The organism is Methanosarcina sp. UBA411 (genome assembly GCF_002495725.1).
GTDB lineage: Archaea > Halobacteriota > Methanosarcinia > Methanosarcinales > Methanosarcinaceae > Methanosarcina.
In genome coordinates this window covers 14,521-33,554 of sequence record NZ_DAGK01000035.1, presented here as the reverse complement: position 1 = coordinate 33,554, position 19,034 = coordinate 14,521, and the positions used below count along the sequence as shown (strand labels likewise).

At 41.3% G+C, this 19,034-nt stretch carries 18 protein-coding genes; 10 read left to right on the top strand and 8 right to left on the bottom strand.

The window, feature by feature from the left end:
* Positions 1–237: 237 nt before the first annotated feature.
* Positions 238–1,434: a methionine adenosyltransferase gene (locus BP861_RS15050; protein WP_292376828.1), complete on the bottom strand. Its 1,197-nt coding sequence runs from the start codon at positions 1,432–1,434 to the stop codon at positions 238–240.
* 477 nt (positions 1,435–1,911) lie between these two features.
* On the opposite strand from BP861_RS15050, the gene hisG reads away from it, so the two are divergent.
* The 7 genes from hisG to BP861_RS15015 all read left to right on the top strand — a co-directional run bounded on the left by hisG (position 1,912) and on the right by BP861_RS15015 (position 9,003).
* The gene (hisG, locus tag BP861_RS15045; RefSeq protein ID WP_292376827.1) at positions 1,912–2,781 is read left to right on the top strand and encodes an ATP phosphoribosyltransferase; all 870 of its coding nucleotides are present in this window, start codon (positions 1,912–1,914) and stop codon (positions 2,779–2,781) included.
* 77 nt (positions 2,782–2,858) lie between these two features.
* On the top strand, positions 2,859–3,596 hold the full coding sequence (gene hisA / locus BP861_RS15040; protein ID WP_292376826.1) for a 1-(5-phosphoribosyl)-5-[(5-phosphoribosylamino)methylideneamino]imidazole-4-carboxamide isomerase: 738 nt from the start codon (positions 2,859–2,861) through the stop codon (positions 3,594–3,596).
* A gap of 149 nt (positions 3,597–3,745) precedes the next feature.
* Positions 3,746–4,321 (top strand): imidazoleglycerol-phosphate dehydratase HisB, encoded by a 576-nt coding sequence (gene hisB, locus BP861_RS15035; RefSeq protein ID WP_292376825.1) that lies wholly within the window; start codon positions 3,746–3,748, stop codon positions 4,319–4,321.
* A gap of 380 nt (positions 4,322–4,701) precedes the next feature.
* On the top strand, positions 4,702–6,294 hold the full coding sequence (gene dgt, locus BP861_RS15030) for a dGTP triphosphohydrolase (RefSeq protein ID WP_292376824.1): 1,593 nt from the start codon (positions 4,702–4,704) through the stop codon (positions 6,292–6,294).
* Between the two features lie 187 nt (positions 6,295–6,481).
* Entirely contained in the window at positions 6,482–7,123 is a 642-nt protein-coding gene (locus BP861_RS15025; RefSeq protein WP_292376823.1) for an NAD(P)H-dependent oxidoreductase, read from the top strand.
* 211 nt (positions 7,124–7,334) lie between these two features.
* Positions 7,335–8,126, top strand: a complete 792-nt coding sequence (locus BP861_RS15020; protein WP_292376822.1) for a nicotinate-nucleotide pyrophosphorylase — start codon at positions 7,335–7,337, stop codon at positions 8,124–8,126.
* Positions 8,127–8,211: 85 nt separating this feature from the next.
* Complete coding sequence (locus tag BP861_RS15015; protein WP_292376821.1) at positions 8,212–9,003, top strand: Rossmann-like domain-containing protein; 792 nt, start codon at positions 8,212–8,214, stop codon at positions 9,001–9,003.
* Positions 9,004–9,199: 196 nt separating this feature from the next.
* On the opposite strand, the gene BP861_RS15010 is transcribed toward BP861_RS15015, so the two are convergent.
* A complete protein-coding gene (locus BP861_RS15010; RefSeq protein ID WP_292376820.1) occupies positions 9,200–9,355 on the bottom strand; it encodes a hypothetical protein in 156 nt (51 codons plus the stop codon).
* A gap of 269 nt (positions 9,356–9,624) precedes the next feature.
* Here BP861_RS15010 and BP861_RS15005 point away from each other — a divergent pair, with 269 nt between their 5' ends.
* The 3 genes from BP861_RS15005 (at position 9,625) to BP861_RS14995 (ending at position 12,097) form a co-directional block, all read left to right on the top strand.
* Positions 9,625–10,128, top strand: a complete 504-nt coding sequence (locus BP861_RS15005; RefSeq protein WP_292376819.1) for a hypothetical protein — start codon at positions 9,625–9,627, stop codon at positions 10,126–10,128.
* 307 nt (positions 10,129–10,435) lie between these two features.
* Positions 10,436–10,879 carry a cytochrome b5 domain-containing protein gene (locus BP861_RS15000; protein WP_292376818.1) on the top strand — a complete coding sequence of 148 codons (444 nt, stop codon included), beginning with the start codon at positions 10,436–10,438 and terminating at the stop codon, positions 10,877–10,879.
* A 483-nt stretch (positions 10,880–11,362) separates the two neighbouring features.
* Positions 11,363–12,097: a class I SAM-dependent methyltransferase gene (locus tag BP861_RS14995; RefSeq protein ID WP_292376817.1), complete on the top strand. Its 735-nt coding sequence runs from the start codon at positions 11,363–11,365 to the stop codon at positions 12,095–12,097.
* 311 nt (positions 12,098–12,408) lie between these two features.
* Here the strand turns inward: BP861_RS14995 and BP861_RS14990 are convergent, their stop codons facing one another.
* From BP861_RS14990 to BP861_RS14965, 6 genes are all read right to left on the bottom strand, one after another.
* Positions 12,409–12,744: a PKD domain-containing protein gene (locus BP861_RS14990; RefSeq protein WP_292376816.1), complete on the bottom strand. Its 336-nt coding sequence runs from the start codon at positions 12,742–12,744 to the stop codon at positions 12,409–12,411.
* An 877-nt stretch (positions 12,745–13,621) separates the two neighbouring features.
* On the bottom strand, positions 13,622–14,923 hold the full coding sequence (locus tag BP861_RS14985; protein ID WP_292376815.1) for a formylmethanofuran dehydrogenase subunit B: 1,302 nt from the start codon (positions 14,921–14,923) through the stop codon (positions 13,622–13,624).
* A gap of 2 nt (positions 14,924–14,925) precedes the next feature.
* A complete protein-coding gene (locus BP861_RS14980; RefSeq protein WP_292376814.1) occupies positions 14,926–15,315 on the bottom strand; it encodes a molybdopterin dinucleotide binding domain-containing protein in 390 nt (129 codons plus the stop codon).
* Positions 15,316–15,325: 10 nt separating this feature from the next.
* Positions 15,326–16,231: a formylmethanofuran dehydrogenase subunit C gene (locus BP861_RS14975; protein ID WP_349681032.1), complete on the bottom strand. Its 906-nt coding sequence runs from the start codon at positions 16,229–16,231 to the stop codon at positions 15,326–15,328.
* Positions 16,232–16,235: 4 nt separating this feature from the next.
* Complete coding sequence (locus tag BP861_RS14970) at positions 16,236–17,990, bottom strand: formylmethanofuran dehydrogenase subunit A (RefSeq protein ID WP_292376813.1); 1,755 nt, start codon at positions 17,988–17,990, stop codon at positions 16,236–16,238.
* Positions 17,991–19,031: a 4Fe-4S dicluster domain-containing protein gene (locus BP861_RS14965; protein WP_292376812.1), complete on the bottom strand. Its 1,041-nt coding sequence runs from the start codon at positions 19,029–19,031 to the stop codon at positions 17,991–17,993.
* Positions 19,032–19,034: the final 3 nt, after the last annotated feature.

The following is a 19,034-nucleotide window of genomic DNA, read 5'->3' as shown; positions in this document are numbered from 1 at the left end:
TCCACTGCTACACTTCTTGAGTGCACCATCTCATATATGGTGATGATATATATGTTTTACGCTGGATGTGGACTATATGGGCACTTTTATAAAATATTTATGTATCTAAGTTCATTCCATAGCCTGTTTCATTCGTGATTCTGATAAGTTTTCAGGAGTGTTCTCATAGCTCGATACATAGTTACAATAATATTATGAAAAGAACCGGAAGGTTCTCCTCAAAAATATATATCTTATTTAGAAAGTGTTTAATTCTCCTTTAATTACCATCTCGGTAATCTTTGTCACATTGGAAAGCCAGTCATCCATAACAACTTCGGCTTCGGCTTTGACCTTCGCAAAAGAAGTGCCTTCTTTAGGAATAATCTGTGCACTTGCTACAAGTGGCTGGTCAATTGGTTTTCCGATCTGGGAAAGCAGCCTGATATAAACGTCCTGGACTTCAGGAACCTGCTTTACAATATCGCGTGCCATCTGGGTTGAAAGGAGGTTGTAGATCTTGCCTATGTGGTTAATCGGGTTCTTTCCGCTGGTAGCCTCCATACTCATAGGCCTGTTTGGCGTAATAAGTCCATTACAGCGGTTTCCACGCCCTACCGAGCCGTCGTCTCCCATTTCAGCTGAAGTGCCTGTAACTGTGAGGAAAACACATTTTGTTTTCAAATTATCTCCGGTGTTAATGCAGACCTTCACATCGCGCTCAGTATACCTGGGGGCGAGTTCTTCAACATATGTCTGCATTTCCTGGATCATATTTATATAGCTGTCAAAGTCGTCGATGTATCTTCCGATCATGCCGCTGCATATTGTAAGGGTTATATCCTCTCCATCCCTGAGCCCCATGACCTTCATATCTTCTCCGATTGCAGGCATGCGTGACTTAAGGTCTGTGAGCAGTTGCCTTTCGGTATTATATACGAGGTTTTCAAGCTCGGAAAATGGAGCGTGACCAACACCGAATGAGGTATCATTTGCAACTGGAACTCTGTCTCTTTTGAAGACATCTCTGAGGTCTGAAGACCCTGTTCCGAGTTTGCAGTCCATGATAACATCTCTTTCGAGATCCATATTTACAAGGGTATTCTTAAGATATTGTCTGGCAGCTTGTAGGGCCACAGAATCGATAGCAAGCTCGACCCCTTCGAACTCCTTTGTTGCCCTGCCTACTAGCAGAATATATATTGGCTGCAGGATTTCCCCGCCCCCGAATTTGGGACTGGATCTCCCGGCTACAATCTGGGTTTCGTCGGTATTATGGTGAAGTACGGCTCCACATTTGCTTATGTATTCCCTGCATAGTGCGCGACTTACAGCCTCGGCAAGTCCATCTGATATGCTGTCAGGATGCCCTATCCCTTTACGTTCTACAAGCTCTATCCGTTGCTTCTCAATAGGGGTTTGGAAGAGCTCCTCCACTTTGATATTCCGGGCCATTTGGATCCTCTTTTTTCAAAATCGATAATAGTTTTATTATTAAATGTTGATGTTATTGATTTACTATTTTTCGGTCAGTTGTATCATCAGTCTGCTATTCTTAGCACCCTGTTCTGATCAATTCTTCTGTTGCTATGACATTAATAATATTTATAACTCGAGAGCAAGTTTCTATTAAATTACTATGCCTATATAATTTTTCCTCTGCGTTCATTACTGGAAGTAATAATCCCTCTCAAAACAACTTCCTAAACACCGATTTTACCTTCAATATTAAACGCTTACTCCTGCCTCTCTTAATTAATTAACAATGAATTGGCTTTTTATCTATGACCCTGCCTTTCTTAAAGGAAAACTTCCATGAGATCTTACCGTGAAGTCTATATTAGACAAGAGTATTCTGGATAAATGTTTTTACTTGGATGAGCTTACCCGAGGAAATATTTCTCGGCAGATTACTAATAGAGGACATAACAGATGATTCGCGTTGCAATACCCAATAAAGGGCGCCTTTACGAACCCACAATCTCTATTTTCAAAGATGCAGGGCTCCCTGTCAGTGGAGGGGCTGAAAGTCGAAAGCTTTTCGCAAAAACTACAGATCCGGATATCCATATTCTCTTCGCCAGGGCCGCTGATATCCCTGAGTACGTACAGGACGGAGCTGCAGACGTTGGTATTACAGGCATAGATCTGATTACGGAAAGGGGAGCAAAGGTTGAAACCCTCTTGGACCTTAAATTCGGGAAAGCTAACCTTGTCCTGGCAGTCCCTGAGGATTCTGATTTCCAGAAAGCCCAGGATCTTGAAGGCCGAAAAATCGCAACTGAGTTTCCGGAAATTACAAGCCAGTACTTCAAAAAGCTTGGAGTTAACGTTGAGGTTATAAAGGTCAGTGGAGCCTGTGAAATGACTCCACACGTGGGGATTGCGGACGCAATCGTGGATATCTCAAGTTCCGGAACCACCCTGATGATAAACCATTTAAAAGCTATTGACACCGTTTTTTCTTCCACAGTCTACCTGATCGCAAATAAAGAAAGCCTCAAGACAAAGGAAAAAATTCTGGATATCAAAACTGCACTGGAAAGCGTGCTCAATGCAAAGCAGCGGCGTTATCTTATGATGAATGTCCCCGAGTCATCACTCCAGTCAGTAAAAGAGGTCCTTCCAGGAATGTCAGGCCCAACGGTTATGAAGGTCGAATCCAGTAAATTGCCCGGAGAAGACATTCTTGCAGTTCATGCGGTTGTGGATGCAGACCTGATTTTTACCATTGTAAATAAGTTGAAGAAAGTTGGTGCACGTGACGTTCTTGTCGTACCTATCGAAAGAATAATGCCCTGAAGAAAAATGACCTGAAAATGAGGCTTCAGGAAAGATAAATAAAAGAGAGTTCTCTAAGACGTGTCGGAGATGTGACTTTGGTTTTTGAAGTGATTCCTGCGGTGGATATGAGGGGCGGAAAATGCGTTCAGCTTGTTCAGGGAATACCTGGAAGTGAAATTGTATCCCTTGACGATCCTGTTGAAGTCTCCCTTGACTGGGTTAGAAAAGGGGCAAAGACCCTTCACCTGGTAGATCTGGACGGAGCAATTGAAGGAGAGCGCAAAAATGCCACTATAATTGAAAAAATAGTCAATGCATGCCGAGAAAAAGGGGTACGAATTCAGGTTGGAGGGGGCATTCGAAGCTTTGAGGATGCAGCTTCTTTGCTTGAGCTTGGGGTTTCGAGGGTGATTCTTGGAACTGCTGCTCTCCAGAACCCGGAACTTGTAAAACAGCTCTCCAGTGCCTTTGGAAAAGACAGTGTAACCGTTGCCCTGGATGCAAAAAACGGAAAAATATCAATAAAAGGCTGGACTGAGGAATGTGCACAAACTCCTGTAGAAATGGGCAGAAAGTTTGAAGAACTTGGTGCAGGTAGTCTGCTTTTTACAAATATAGACACTGAAGGACTTTTGCAGGGAATAAATCCTGCCCCTACAAAAGAACTTGTAGAGTCTGTCAGTATTCCTGTAATCGCATCCGGAGGAGTAAGTTCTCTGCAAGACCTGCAGGTTCTGAAGAATACCGGAGCAGCAGGAGTTGTAGTAGGCAGTGCTCTTTACACAGGCAGGTTCACACTTGAAGCTGCAATTGAAATAATCCTGCATGAATGAAATGAACCTTGTTTTTTGGCAGAGGTTTTGACATAATTTCGGCATAATGCGTAATTATACTCCTTCAATCTTCCGCAAAAGCATTGAGAAAGAATTAACAGGCAGCTAGATAGAAAGTATTTATAAATTTAAAGAGAATGTGGTGCTGTATGAGAACAGGCAAAATTTCCCGCAAGACAAAAGAGACTGATATCCAGCTTGAACTGAACCTTGATGGCTCAGGGATTGCCGATATCAATACAGGGATTGGGTTTTTTGACCATATGCTTACTTCTTTTGCAAGACATGCAGAATTTGACCTTAAGGTACATGCGGATGGTGACCTGTATGTCGATGAACATCACCTTGTGGAAGACACAGGAATAGTTCTCGGAAAAGTGCTTGCTGAGGCGCTAGGAGATATGGCAGGAATTGCTCGTTTTGGAGAAGCCAGAATTCCAATGGACGAAGCCCTTGCCGAGGTTGCCTTGGATGTAGGCGGGCGCAGTTACCTTGTCCTGAAAGCCGAATTTACAGCTCCTCAGGTGGGACAATTCAGCACCCAGCTTGTAAAACACTTCTTCGAAACACTTGCCTCAAATGCAAAAATTACTATCCATGCAAGTGTCTATGGTGATAACGACCATCATAAGATAGAGGCTCTCTTCAAGGCTTTTGCCTATGCTATGAAACGAGCTGTAAAAATTGAAGGTAAAGAAGTAAAGAGCACTAAAGGACTTCTCTAACGGCAGAGTTGCGGCTCTGCAGTGCGCTGCCCTTTTCGCTTCGCTCAAGAGGGCTGAATTATGGGCAAGAGAAACTGGTTTTTCGCTGCGTTCAAGTGGACTAAATTATCCAAATTCCTCCTCGCTCGATTTCCGCTTTGGGAGGAGAGAATCCGTTTCAATCTTAGAGCCTATCTGAATAGTCAATGATGACACTCTGTAAAGTTACAATAAGTCTATAATATCCTGCATCATTTCTGATTATAATAATGCCTTTAAAGATACAGCAAGGTCACAATTTTTTCAGGTGGGCTCTAAAAAGACAATTGCACTTGTATAAAATGGTCTAATTGTCTGGACATTTGTAGCTAAAGATATTAAGTTTTGAAGGGTTGAACACAATGTGTCCTTTAAGTAATTTTAAACAAGGATTCAAAAAAGAGGATAGATTAGATCCAATAATTGATAATGATTCTTATCTCATGAGAGATGAATTAGATATTAAGAGAGATGGTTTTTCTAGGGATAGAGATAGAATTGTATTTTCTACAGCGTTCAGAAGGTTACAACATAAAGCGCAGGTATTTTCTAATGAACGAAGTGACCATGTACGAACTCGTCTTACTCATACTTTAGAAGTAAGTGGAATTTCCAGAAGTTTAGCATGTTACTTGGGAGTTAATGAAAATTTAGCAGAAGCGATTGCACTTGGTCATGATATTGGACATACTCCTTTTGGCCACGAAGGAGAAAGGATACTTGATGACGTATTAAGTGGAAAAGATGATCTTGGGGAGCAACTTCCTGTAAAAATAAATTATGGCGGATTTAAACATAACTTCCATAGTGTACGTGTTTTAGATGTTGTCCAGAAGAAGTATGAAAATAAAAAAGGTCTGAATCTAAGTTGGCAGGTACTTGAAGGTATTTTGAAGCATACTAAAACGAAGCGTTGTAATAATGAATGCAGAGATTGTGGTAAATGTTGGGATATCAGACGTTTTGTAAGCGATGAGAGAGTAATTCCACGTTTATACTTAGATTTTCCTTTTTCCGTTACAATTGAAGGTCAAATTGTATGTATTGCAGATGAAATAGCTCAAAGAGAACATGACTTGGACGATGGATTTCGCAGCAGGACAATTAAGAACGATATTGGATTAGAAATAATTCATTACTGCGAGAAAATAATTAAAAAATATCATCAAATTAATAAAAAAGAATCTGAAGGTAACCAGGTAAAGAATCTAAAATTACTTGAGAATTTAGTTGAAAAACTCAAATTAAATAGAGCATCAAAAGACAGTTATTACAAAAAAGAAACTTTGATTAGAAACATTATTGATTATTTTATACACGATGTTTATTTTGAGGTTCAAAATCAAAAAGAAAATATTTTATGTGAGTATAATTTGCATGGAGATTTAATTCTTAAAAAAGAAGTTGTTAAATTTTCACCAATTGCGAGTGAACTTAATGAAAAATTAGAAAGTTTAATAAAAATTCAAATTCTCAATTCATGGGATGTTAACAAATTTGATGGCAGAGCAAACCATTTGATTAAACAATTGTTCAAAGCGTACTATAACAATCCCTTACAAATGATGCCTTATGGTTTTCCAGCATTAAAGAAAAAAATAGAAGAAAATAATGCATATTATAACATTATATTAGAGGAAGATAATTTTAATATTAAGGATATAGATTTTAAAAAAAGTAATAAAAGTGACATTCAATCTGTATTTTCTGTACTTAAACTCGAAAACATAGATAAATTAAATTTACCATCTGAGTTACAAAACACAAATTTAAAGGAACTGGCAGAAAAATATGATAAGTTATCTAAGTTAAATTTATCAGAATTGAAAGATGACCAAGACAAATTTATAAAATGTCTTTTTGAAAATAACTATGCTTTTCTTTCCACAATATCCGATTATATCGCAGGAATGTCGGATAATTTCGCTATAAAATCCTATGAAGAGTTATATTAACTTAGAGTCTATCCGAAAAGTGGTTATCTATTGTAACTTTTCAACATGCATGACTGATTTTTCGGATAGGCTTTTAGCCGATTCCATTGTTTAGATTTATATTTTTCATTTGTCATTGGCTCAAAAAGGCAACCCTACTTTTTTATTCAGGGAAGTATATTTCATAAATATAATTTGGGGGAATGGAATGAAAATTCTTTATGTTTATGCACACCCGGAACCAAAATCTTTTAACGGTGCTTTAAAGGATACAGCTCTTGCTGCCCTGCAGGAGAAAGGGCATGAAGTGAAGCTCTCAGATCTTTATGCAACGAATTTCAATCCTGTACTCAATGCAGGAGATTTTACCGAAAGAAAAAAACCGGATATTTTCAAGCCGTTTTTTGAAGCGATCCAGGCCTCCAAAACAGGGGCTTTTGCGCCTGATATTAAAGAGGAGATGGAAAAAGTAAAATGGGATAACCTTCTGATTTTCCAGTTTCCGATTTTTTTCACTTCCATGCCAGCTATAATGAAAGGCTGGATTGATCGCATTCTGGCTCCTGGGTTTGGATTTAATCCGGTTACTAACAATGTCTACGATACCGGACTCTTTAAAGGAAAATCCGTAATGCTTGTTACAACTACTGGAGCTCCGAAAGAAATGTATTCTGAGGGAGGAGCCCACGGAGACTTGAATAAGCATCTGGAGTCGATAACTCACTGCATTTTTGAATATATGGGAATGAAAGTGCTTCCATCTTATATCATTTACGAAGTGGGCAGCATATCCAGGGAAAAAGGAACTGAAATATTGGAAAATTACAGGCAGAGAGTATTTGAACTTTGAATAGGAAGGATAACATCTTTCTTTTTTTGAGAATTCAGAGCTGGTGAGCAGCCCAAACATTCTAACTACTTTTGTAATGTTTTCACCTATATTTTATAAAAACCTATATTAACCGTTATGTATGTTCAGACATATCACAAAAGTCCACATACAGATATGGATCTAAAGATTTGCTCTAAAGAGTTTATGAAGGGAATTTTTGAGGTAAAGTATGATAGATTTTTTTGAGTTTTATTTTTACGAGGATTGCCCCTATCAGGATGAAAGCGCAGAACTGCTAGGGCTTGAAGGCAGAGGAAAACTGAGGATAATTTCAAGAGAAAATGGAACTTGCGCCTGTGCCAGCGACCTGGCAGAATATTATGAAAGAAAAAATCTGAAAGCTTTGAATTTTCTTCGAGATGGGGAGCCTTTCAAGTCTGGGGATACGATTTTTGAAGCCGAAGGAGACCTTAAACTCCTGTTCAAGTTTTGGAGGGTTTCCCAGACATTTCTCTCCCTCATGTGCGCTATTGCCACAAAAACAGCATCTATGGTAAGCTCAGGCAGAAAGGCAAACCCTGACCTTATCATTGCAACAAGCCGAAAGACCCACCCCGGGTCCCGGATATTTGAGCTTAAAGCCGTCCGGGCAGGTGGAGGAGATATCCACCGAAACTCCCTGAGTGATTCCATCCAGATCAGCCAGAATCATCTGGATGTTGCCGGAAAACTGGGAAAACTCAGGTCTATGAAAAAGATAGAAATCGAGCCCAGAACGAAGGAAGAAGCATTTAAATACGCCAGAATATCGGATATCATGCTCCTTGACCACCTTTCTCCGGAAGAAGTTCAAGAACTCGGGCCTGAACTTAAGAAACTCAATCCGAAACTCGAACTTGCAGTCGGAGGAATCAAAGCGTCCAAAATTCCTGAATACGCTCCTCTTGTCGATATTATTGTCATAAGCGCTCCCTATTATGCAAATCCGCTTGACTTCACGACGAAAATAGAAAGGATATGAATCGAGGAAAAAAGAGAAACGGAAGGAGAATATCAAGGAGAAGAGATCTCTATCAAAAAACAGAGTTACGGAGGAAAGTAGAGGTATGGAAGAGTACAGTGTAGTAGCAGCCCTCATAAACGAACTCAGGCAGAATCTCGGGTCTGCCCTTGAAGAAATAAAAGCCGAAGATGTCCGCATAGGCCTTGCCTACACCGGAGTCCTGATTTCCGGAAATTACGGAGGTGTTGCTTGCACTCCGCTTTACGAATTTTCCGGTTGTCCTGCTCTGGGTTTTACGGAAACCATAAAAGGCAAAACTGCGGATAAAATGCTTGAACTTGCCCTGTCCGAAAATCCACTTGAAGCCGCGGTCGGGATTGCAACCGTAAATGCGCTTTCCCAAATGTTGAGAGAGCTTGAACCTGAGAACTTTACTATATCAAACGTAGATGTCCTTGATCTTATAAAACCCGAGGATCGGGTTGCAATGGTAGGCTATTTTGGTCCCCTTGTCCCGAAGATCCTGAAAATAACCGAGAAATTCACGGTCCTCGAAAAGCGTGAAATCGAATCTCCTGAAACCCGGACTCTATCTTCGGAAAAAGCCAGAGAAGTCCTCCCTCAATCGGATGTGATAATTATCAGTGCGAGTACTCTTGCCAACAGGACTTTTGACGAGCTCCTTTCCCTCCGGGGTACAGCAAGGGAAGTTGTCCTGCTTGGCCCAAGCGCCCCTCTTTATCCTGCACCGTTTTTCGCGAGAGGAATTACTGCATTAATGGGAACCAGAATTCTTGATCCTATGACTATGCTTACTTTGGTAAGTGAAGCAGGAGGAACAAAAAAATTGCATCAGTGCTGCGGAGCAAAGGTTGCGTTTAGAAGAAGCGAATAAAAAGAAAAGGAATTATTCTTGAGGGAAAAAAGGTATAAGTAGCCTGAAAAATCTTTGGAAATCTCTGGCAAAGTAAAGCTTAAAAAATAACTGTGAGCGCTTAATGATCAGCAACGATAAAAGCCCTAAGGTAACCATTATTGAAATCAAGCCTGGAGTTTGATTGGTTGTCTTGTTGTCAACCGTTTCCTCTTCGTTATCCAATACGTTGGTTTATTATAAGCATCGTTCGTCGAGTGGCTATGGATCCGGAATTATTTTTGACTTCCTCGAAGATCTGAAGGTCATAGTCCGGTAGGTCATAGCCCGGTAACGGAAGATCCTCCTCATCCGGTTCCCATATAAAAACCACAGGTACCTCCCTTATACCTTCCTGCGGTTTGCAGTAACTATCAATTTTCTGATAAATCTCGTCAATTCTTGAGTCATCTACTTCTTCTATGCAGTAATTTATGGGAAAACTACTACATTTTCTGGCTTGCTCTCTAGCATCTTCTGACCTGTTTCTCTCCGCAAGGCTAACCCTCTGAGAGAATACGGGTATATACTCACGATTATGAATAAAAAAGGCCTTATAAGAATTAGAGATAATATTGACGCTTATCAAGGGGAGTGATTAACGTGGTGCAGAATGAGCAATTGTATGATAAGATCAAGGAAGCTGTTAACGCTATTCCGATGAAGATTGGCTTTGAGAACATAGATGGAATTTCTGAGTATGTTACAAAGCGCGTTTTAGTTGGATATGCACTTGTCCAGTATACAGTACAAGAAAAGGATTTAGGCAACAGGGAATTTACGAAGGTATTTGTTAAATCAAATCCAGTATATCAAGATGGCTCAGGTAGTGGTATTTACGGTGTTGACACTTATATCGGGAATGAGGAGACTGTAATTGGTATTGTGCCGGCTACAGGTTCAACGTATGGAATTTTTGGGTTAATGCCTCTTGATGACATATCACTCGAGCAAGTCGCTTCACTTTCGTTTAGTCACTTTGGCAAAGACAAGTTTTTAGGATTCGAATATGAGGGTGTTGAACATCCCAACTGGATTAGTATGCTTCGTGAAAAGTGGATAGAGAAAGTATATGATAATGAAAAGGATCGTGAGCTGTGGGGTTAACTACGAGGATAAGGGACAAAAAGTCAAAGAAATTTAATTCGGGGGCTTAGAAATTAAGCAAGCCTCCTATCTTGCTTTCGTTATCGATGGAATTAAGATGCGAAGGGAATCAGCAGTTCTGGAGATACGCCACATAAAGGTGATAATGTAATCTCTACATGGGATTTACAAAATAATCTACAGTGCCAGATGTAATTGGAATTTACTCAACGTTTAACTTTTTCTTTGCCTGCTGTTTTATCGTGCATTGAACTTTTAACTGGTTTTGAATCTGCGAAATCATTTCAGGATACAACAGTCATATTGTATGGGTGAAATAGTGAGAAAGGCGCTGATTATACTGATAGTATTGCTTGGCGTGTTCCTTGCAATAGGATGTGCGGGAAATAAACCTGTAACTCCAAATGAAACAGGAACCCCAGAAAAGGCTGTAACTCCTGCTCAAGCAGTTACTCCAGCTGGAGAAAAAGCAACTGAAAGGCAGATTGCAACTGAAATGCATAATGTGACCGAGAAATCGAAGACAAAGGAATATACACTTAAAGAACTGGCAGAATACAACGGTGAAAATGGGAAGGCATACGTTGCCTATCAAGGCCAGGTCTATGATGTTTCTGACAATGATATTTGGATAAATGGTAGTCATAAAGGATGCAAAGCTGGGACAGACCTTACGGGAAAAATGGACAAAACACCACACGGGGCTAAGATATTAAAGGGTTATCCTGTCATCGGGACTTTGAAGAAATAACATAACTTTGCAATCTAAGGTTAACTAGGGTTCTCTAAAACTCACAATCAAACTGAAGCTTATTTCTATTTTTTTCCCATAATTAAGGTGAATAATGATTTCCAAAAGTATATTTTATTTCCTATTTAAACTTAGATTTAGGTCATAAATGAGGGATAATTGTAAATTACGGAATTCGACAAAGAAATAGCTACAAGTCTTCTCTGAGTGAAGAAATAAAGACAAGGCTATATTTTTACTAATATTAATTGAACTCGTAAAATGAGGGGTATGGGGCAGTAAAATTAAAAATTAAGGCTTATCAGTTACCTAAATGGACTATAACTGATTAACATACTGCATTTTTATTAACGAAGCAACAAGAATTTATTTAAGCCATTAAATAGGCTTTATTGGCTCTTAAATGATTTATATATTTGGGGGTCGTATAAAAATATATATAAAACGATGTAGAAAAAAACGAGATTTGGGGGTACAAAATGTATGTTTGGGGAGAATGAAAAAAACTTGTCCAAACAAAAGGATTTCTGGATAGAGTTTTTCGCAGGTAGGAGAGACGGTGGCCACAGATCTTCGGCTGAAGAATTTCTATCTATGGAAGCAAGAGAAAAACTGTTTCATCTGGATGGGGGCAAAACCCTGCTTGACTTTGGATGCGGTGCAGGCGAACTCCTAGTTTACTACGCGCCGGAATATGAAAAGATGATAGGAGTTGATTTCTCAGCATCCATGCTTGACGAAGCAAGCAAAAGAATCAGGGAAAGAAAATGTAGGAATATATCGTTAATCCAGGCTGATGACAAAACTGTCTGGAATAAACTTGAATGCTCCTTTGATCGAATAACCGCAGCTGGGGTGATTCAGTATTTGACATTGCAAGAAATTGATAACTTTATCTTTAATGCATCAAGTTGTCTTAATAAAGGGGGTAAAATAGTGCTGTTCGACATACTGGATCCCAGATTATACCCATTGTGGAAAATAGGACTGTTCTCACAGGATGCAAGCTTCTGGAATATTTTACGCAAAATCGGTTTTGAGTTTAAGGTTGTATTAGCGGCAAGCTTGAATAACCGCCCAAGAGACATTCTCGGGTTTGCCCACAACCCAAACGCAATTAAAAAAGTAGCTGATAAATATAGCTTTGAAACTACTTTTGTAAAATCAATGTATTATGAGTACAAGTATCATGCAATAATAGAGCAGACTAAAGGATGAAAAACCTCAAGATAAAAGTCTTAAAAAAGGATTATAATAGCTAAATCACTACCTTAATTTTCCCAATCAGACAAATAATGAAGTCACACTACTCATCTTCGGATTTCATATTGCTGATCGTGTACCGTCAAAAGTTTTTCTTCAATCAATCTCCACAGTCCTCATCACCGGCATCAAACACTTATTTTTTCCTTTAAATAAAAATCAAGGGAAAGATTGAATAATAAATGAGGGAACTGTATCTAAAAATAAGCATAAGGAGCAGAAAATAAATCCTTAACCTTTAACCAAGTGTACTATATTTCGACTACTTATATATTTAGTTTAAATGTGTCTTCACTGTCATCCGTGTTATCAGTTACTGTTAATTGGACTTTATGTAGCTTACAGTTTGTGTATATATGACTTGGATTTTCACTTGTAGACGACTTACCATCTCCAAAAGTCCATAAATATTCGTCTCCCTCACTACCTGCAGAAGAACATTTTATTGTGTAAGTACACCCAGAAGTCTTAGCAATCTTAGATGTAATACTACAAGAAGCAGCAGCATTTGCTTCTGCGTTTACCGCTGCAGCTGTCAATGATACTACAAAAAGGACTGCTAACAAAATAGCCAGTCTCTTTTTTATTGTTGATTTCCACATTTGTCTACACTTCCTATTTTTATTCGATTTGATACAACTTTAAAGCCCTTGTTCTCAACCCACTTTCCACTGGTAGAGGTTCACTCTGAGAGTATCGTTTTACCATGAGCCATCCAACTTTATTTTTGCATGAATTTATTTATTGGTAAACATAGTCTTCATATCAGATGCTGATTTTACATACCAGTGAAAATGATTCCAAATTGTACCAATAAAACATTATTATTGAGGAAATATAATATATGTAGAATTATAAATTAGGAACCTATAAAAAGTAACAATAGGTGTGGTCTAGCCTGGTTTTAGAAAATATCCACTACTAATGGAGTTTTTAATAATCTCCTACTATTTTTCCGGGATCTCGCAAAATAACTGTCTATTAGTCAATATGACATTAGATTAAAGTTCAAATCTTCGTATACAATACTGAGCAAACAAGTGAGTAAAGATGATAGCTGTATAGAAATTAGACAGCTACTATAATTTGAAAACTTCATAATTATTATTAAGAATAAAGTTTGATATCCTCATACATGAAAAAACAGTGAAAACTTGTGCTATTTTAATATAAATTTATATTAAAATAAAAACTTCGTACACAAATTATCAAGTTAAACTTTAATTAATATAATTATTTAATCAATATAATTAAGTTATTTATATATAAACTTAAATAAATTTATTTAAGAACGCTGAAAATAATTCTCTGAAAAATATAAGTATGGATCTGAAAGTCTCAAAATTAATACTTTAAAAAAGATCAGAAAATTCTAAAAGTTCTTTAAATTATAGTCAGGAAAGTAGGAGGGCATTTGCCTCCTACTTAAGTTATTTCTTCGTTTTCTCCTGTGATTAGAGATGGAGGGCAGTACAAAATTTACTTCCTCGCTTTTATCTTCTCAAAGAGCTGCTTCAAGGTGTCTTCATTGCTCTTCGTAAATTCGAAAGGCGAAGTCGTAAAAGGTTCGAAGTGAACTGCTACGTCATCAAGCCTGTAGAAAGTTCCATCACATTCCATGGCGTCAATGACTCCCGGAAGTACAACATCCGAAGCAGCTGTGCTTGGGCATGGAGCGATATCCAGACAAACCATGGGGATTTCGGCAAGATAGGAAGCACAGTCTGCAGGGATATGACACACAAGGTCAGCACACATCACGAGGGCTGCATCCACGTCTTTTTCTCGAAGTACATCCACGGTTGTAAATTCTCCTGGGTTGTAGCGCGGGAGTCCGCGAGTGAAATCAAGCCCGAAGGGGTAGCCGTACATGTAAGAGGCTACCTGGTTAAAACCTGCTACATTGCAGTGACCTCGAAGAGCTCCAAGGGTGAACTTAGCAAAGTTATTAAGTTCCTTTACAAAATTCATGGCAATTTCGGCATTCCTGTGTTTTCCGATTGAAGACGAAAGCCCGAGACCCACTGACACGGCTCCGAAAGTGCAGTTCTTCATCATATCGAGCATCTCTTCCATAACAGGAATGGGAACTCCTGTGATCTCTTCTACCGATGGATGGGGAGTTTTTCCGTGAAGCAGGGTCATAAGTGCACTGATCAGTTCGTAGTCCGAGCCGGGTTTGAGCTGCACATGCAGGTCGGAAGCTTCAGCTGTTGGAGTTTTTCTTGGGTCTACAGTGATAACTGTCCTGTCGAAACGCCCGCGCTTTGTCCAGTAACCTCTTGGGAAAACTGCATATCTTGACATCTGTCTCGGCATGGATTCAAGAGGATTGGTTCCCCAGTAGACTAAAAGGTCAGCCCTGTTTTTCTTCTGCCCTTCCGTTGCACCGACTTTTCCGGATTCCTGGATTCCCATAGCTGTTGGCCCGTGGCAGATAGTAGCATTGGAGTCAACAATTGCACCAAGGTATTCCCCTATCTTAAGCCCTATTTCATGTGCTTCACAGGAGGTTTCACTGCCCATGAAAAGCAGGGGACGCTTTGCCGAAACAAGGATATCGGCAGCTCTTTCAAGAGCTTCATCCCAGGCTGCGGGGGTCAGTTTTCCTTCGCTCTTTATGAGAGGCTGCCTGAGCCTGTGGGAACTTACAACTTCCTTAAATTTGGCGTTTCCCATCTTACATGCATTTTTTGCTTCAATCTTCCCGTCTCCGAATTCAACCTGGATGTCATCACAGGACGCCCCACAGACCGGACAGACTATGTTTTTGTAAATCATGCTTACTGCCCTCCGATATATACTTTCAACACCACATCTTCGGCGCTAAGAACCTCTTCTTCAGTAGGCTCAATCGTTACCGGGGCGCCCTTATAGAGGGGAGAGCCCGTAGAAAGGGTATCAGGATCAATGATAACATTCGACCAGATGGCCCTTGGCATGAACACTTGCCCTGGCTGGACTGAATCCGTACATTTCGTATAAACTGCAATCGAATGTTTTCCGTTCCGGCTTGTTACTTTTACTTTCTCAGGGCAACAGAGTGCTGCAAAATCTACAGGAGAAATCCAGCATGATGCACACTCCGTGATGTAATCGTCCGTGAACTTATCCCCGCCTTTGGCAAGCCTGCCTTCATTAATCGTACTTCCTGTAATGAGTATTACTTCCATGCTTCTCACCTCAGAGTTCCGGGTTTGCATCTGCAACCACGTAAAGCGCTCCTTTTGCCCGCTTGCTGATCGCATAATCCCCTGTGAATTTCTTGAAGTCGCCTATCAGCTCAACCTCACCACATTTGACACTATTTTCCATAGAAGCAAATTCAAAACCTGGAGAGAAGCGCTCGATTTTGCCTCCTATGACTATGGTACCTCCTGCCATTTCAGCGCCTACTGCACGAAGAGCTCCTCCTTTTACGAAGATGAGCCCACCGTTCTGGCGGATTCCGCAGAAGCTTTCAACATTGCCTTCTACTATGATTTCGCCGCCGTCCATGCCGCCTCCGAGCTGGTGGCGTGCTGAGCCTTCGATGACAATGCGTCCGCCTTTCATGCCGTGCCATTTTCCTCTGTAAGCACAGCCCACATGGTCTCCGGCATTGCCTTTAATGTGCAGAAGTCCGCCTGTCATTTCCATGCCTGCCCAGGAATCAGCATCTCCGCAAACGACAATCTCGCCTCCTTTCATCTCGGTGCCTACGTGCATGCCAGCAGAACCTTCAATCTCGATTTTTCCTGCACTCATGCCTTCCCCAATCCTTTTAATCCGCATTGCGTCACCTTTTATGCGGATCAGGGTCTCAGCTGCAGAACTGCCTCCGTTGCCTATTACTTCAAAAAACTCGGAGAGAGGATAGGTCTTTGGTCCCTGCCAGACTTCCAGGTTTCCGATTTCTTCGGCTTTTTTGCCTGCAAAAGCATCAGGAGTTATAACGTCAGCTTCCACTTTGATGTCAATCTCTTTTTTAGGAATAAGCACCACTTCTGCCATTTCTCCAGCACTTTCGCCGGTAAATGAGCCAGGCTTTATAACTACCTCGAGTTTACTCTCAATTTCATTTTTATTAATAAGTACTCCCTCTGTCATTGCTTCACCTCTCACCGTTAACCTTTATGGGAGTCGGGTTTGCCAGATACTTCTCTGGAGTCGGATAGTTGGCAAAGCCCAGGGTGTAATACCTGAACCACTCTTTCACGTCAACCAGCATCTCCTTTTCCCGCTCGTTTTCTACGTGCACTTCAGAATAGTAAGTCCGCTTCTCAGGCAAGGAAACAATTTCCCCTTTAACAGACACGATTTCGCCGTCCTTAACGGTATATTCTGCCTTCCTGAAGGCCTGGAGGAGAGCCTCGTAGTTGTTTGGATCAAGCTGCTGTGGGTTTATATTGTAAACAGTAACGTCTCCATCAGCGCCCACGCCAAGAGAACCTTTCCTGTGCGCCATGCCTATTGTCCGGGCAGGGTTAGCTCTAGTCAGAATTGCAAGATCATATAGGGAAAGTTCCCGGTTTATACCTCCGAGTTCACTCCTGTCGTTTGCCCACTTGTGACACTCACTGAAGGTCTGCTTTCTGAAAGCCTCGGACATGATCCAGGTCATAACCTCAGGATATTTCGTAAATGGCCCACCATTGGGGCTGTCCGTGGTCATAATTGTCTTCCAGGGGTCATTGATCAGCAGGAGGCATTCAAGGCCCATTGCCCACTGCAGGCTGTGTACCGGGTTGGATTTGAGGTAAGTGAAGGGAATGACACCTGACCCACCTTCCATCTCAACGTCAGTATTTGACCACTTGTTTCCTGTAAGCTTGTACATATCCTGAATGGCAGGTCCATCTCCTGTCATAACTGTGGCTTCTCCGAAGGGCGTGCAGCCACTGTCGATTACTACATGGTCTTTGTTGTTGATGTAGGCTGCAATATCTTTTACTCCAGATTCACAGTCTCCCCAGGTAGTGCCTGCAAAGCTGTTGAACATCATGTGGGCGAGGTATACGGAACAGTCCCTTGTAGAATCCATTTTGGTTTCAGCCCATTCTACATCCATGTTCTGCCTGGGCTTTACGCCGTCGAGGATTTTGAGGGAGTCTTCAGTAATTGTAAAGCAGCCAGGATGTCCCAGGTTATTTGCATGCAGGTGAAGAGGTACAGGCATACCGAGAAGTTCATTGATCTCACTAAGCCCTTTTATAGTCTCCCGTGGGGTAATCTCGAAATGGATGTTGGCTTCATCAAGAGAGTGTACGTTTTTACCCCAGCCCCAGTTTTCTACGCCTGCAGGGTTGACACACTTAATTCCATAGGACTTGTGAGTTTTCATCATCCAGGCTACATAAGCAGCAGCCTTTTCTATGTCTCCATCCCGGAGATAGCGCATCAAAAAGAAGTTGTTTCCAAGTATCAGGTACCCTCCCATATCAAGAAGCGGAGTAGCACGCATCTCTTCATGGGTATGGCGAGCTTCAAGAGGGGGAATTGCAGCTTCAAAAACAGTTGTGTAACCCATTGCTGCGTAATCGTATCCCTGTTTGTATACCGAAGGGACAGTGTAACCTGAGCCGGAATGAGTAAGTTCAGTCTTCTGGAGAGTTGCCTTATAATGGTCTTCTGGACGCATCGACCTGCCGGCGTTAACCTTTGCACCTGCAACGTGAGAGTGAGAGTCTACTCCTCCGGGCATTACTGTCATACCGGAGGCATCAATAACCTTTGCGTTTTTCAATTCGGCTGCAGAAAGCTCTCTTACAACTTTTCCGTCTTTGATAAAGACATCCATTATTTCCCCATTTACTTCATTGAGGGGATCAAAGACGTATCCGTTCTTGATTGCAATTGTTCCTGCCATTTATTCCACCTCTTTTTTTACAAGACGGATCGCATCAACAGGGCAGATAAGGGCGCACGTACCGTCTCCGCCACAGCGTTCCTGGTCTATGACTGTAATTCTCCCGTTTTTAACTCCAAGAAGAGCTTTCTCGTCCATGTTGTTCAGGTGCCCTGCAGCAAGTTCGCGGTCAGAAAGGGCATTCACCGGACAGACAATCACACAGTTTCCACAGCCCAGACATGCATCTTCATCGGTTTCCAGGCGAGTGCGGAGCAGAGCTTCCGGAGCGGAGGCTTCAAGCAGCTTTTTCTCAAGCAAACCCTTTTTCTCCACATCCGGGAGAATTGCAGTTTTTCTGACATCAATAGCATCAACAGGGCAGGCAACCGCACAGGCCCCACAGTAAATGCAGGCATCCGGGCGGTGAGTTATCTTCTCGACTCTTTCTCCGGGCTTAGCTCTTTTGTTAAAAATGGCATTTGCGGGACAGACATCAATACAGGTATGACAGGTCTGGCAGACATCCTCATCCCTGGTCCAGCGTCCTTCAAAGGGTTTTTCCACGGAAATTGCCTGCGTTGGACAGAGGGCTGCACACCAGCCGCAGTGCACACAGCACTCGGTATCAATATTAGTCTTTCCGACAAGTTTCAGTTTTCCGTCCGTTGAAATTTCACGAGTAACCTCAATACAGCCTTGCGGGCAGATATCCTCACAAAGCCCACAGTGGACACAGCTTTCATTTACTGACGTTGGCTTCATGGCCCTGAAAAGATAGGACATGTCAGTGAGGGTTTTTCCTTCCTGCTTCATTTCAAGAGCACCTGTGGGGCAAACTTTTGCACAAATTCCACAGACAAGGCAGGCTTCACTGTCTTTTATTTCCAGAAAATCAGCGTCCAACAAGCCTCTTGTTATAGCTCCCACGGCTCCCACAGCAAGGTTACCTTTAGGGCATGCCTGAACACAGGTCCCGCAGCCGATGCATTTTTCGGGGGAATAAATCAGCTGCTTGTCTTTTTTTTCGGCAAAGACAGACAATCGCATATTATCTTCCATTTT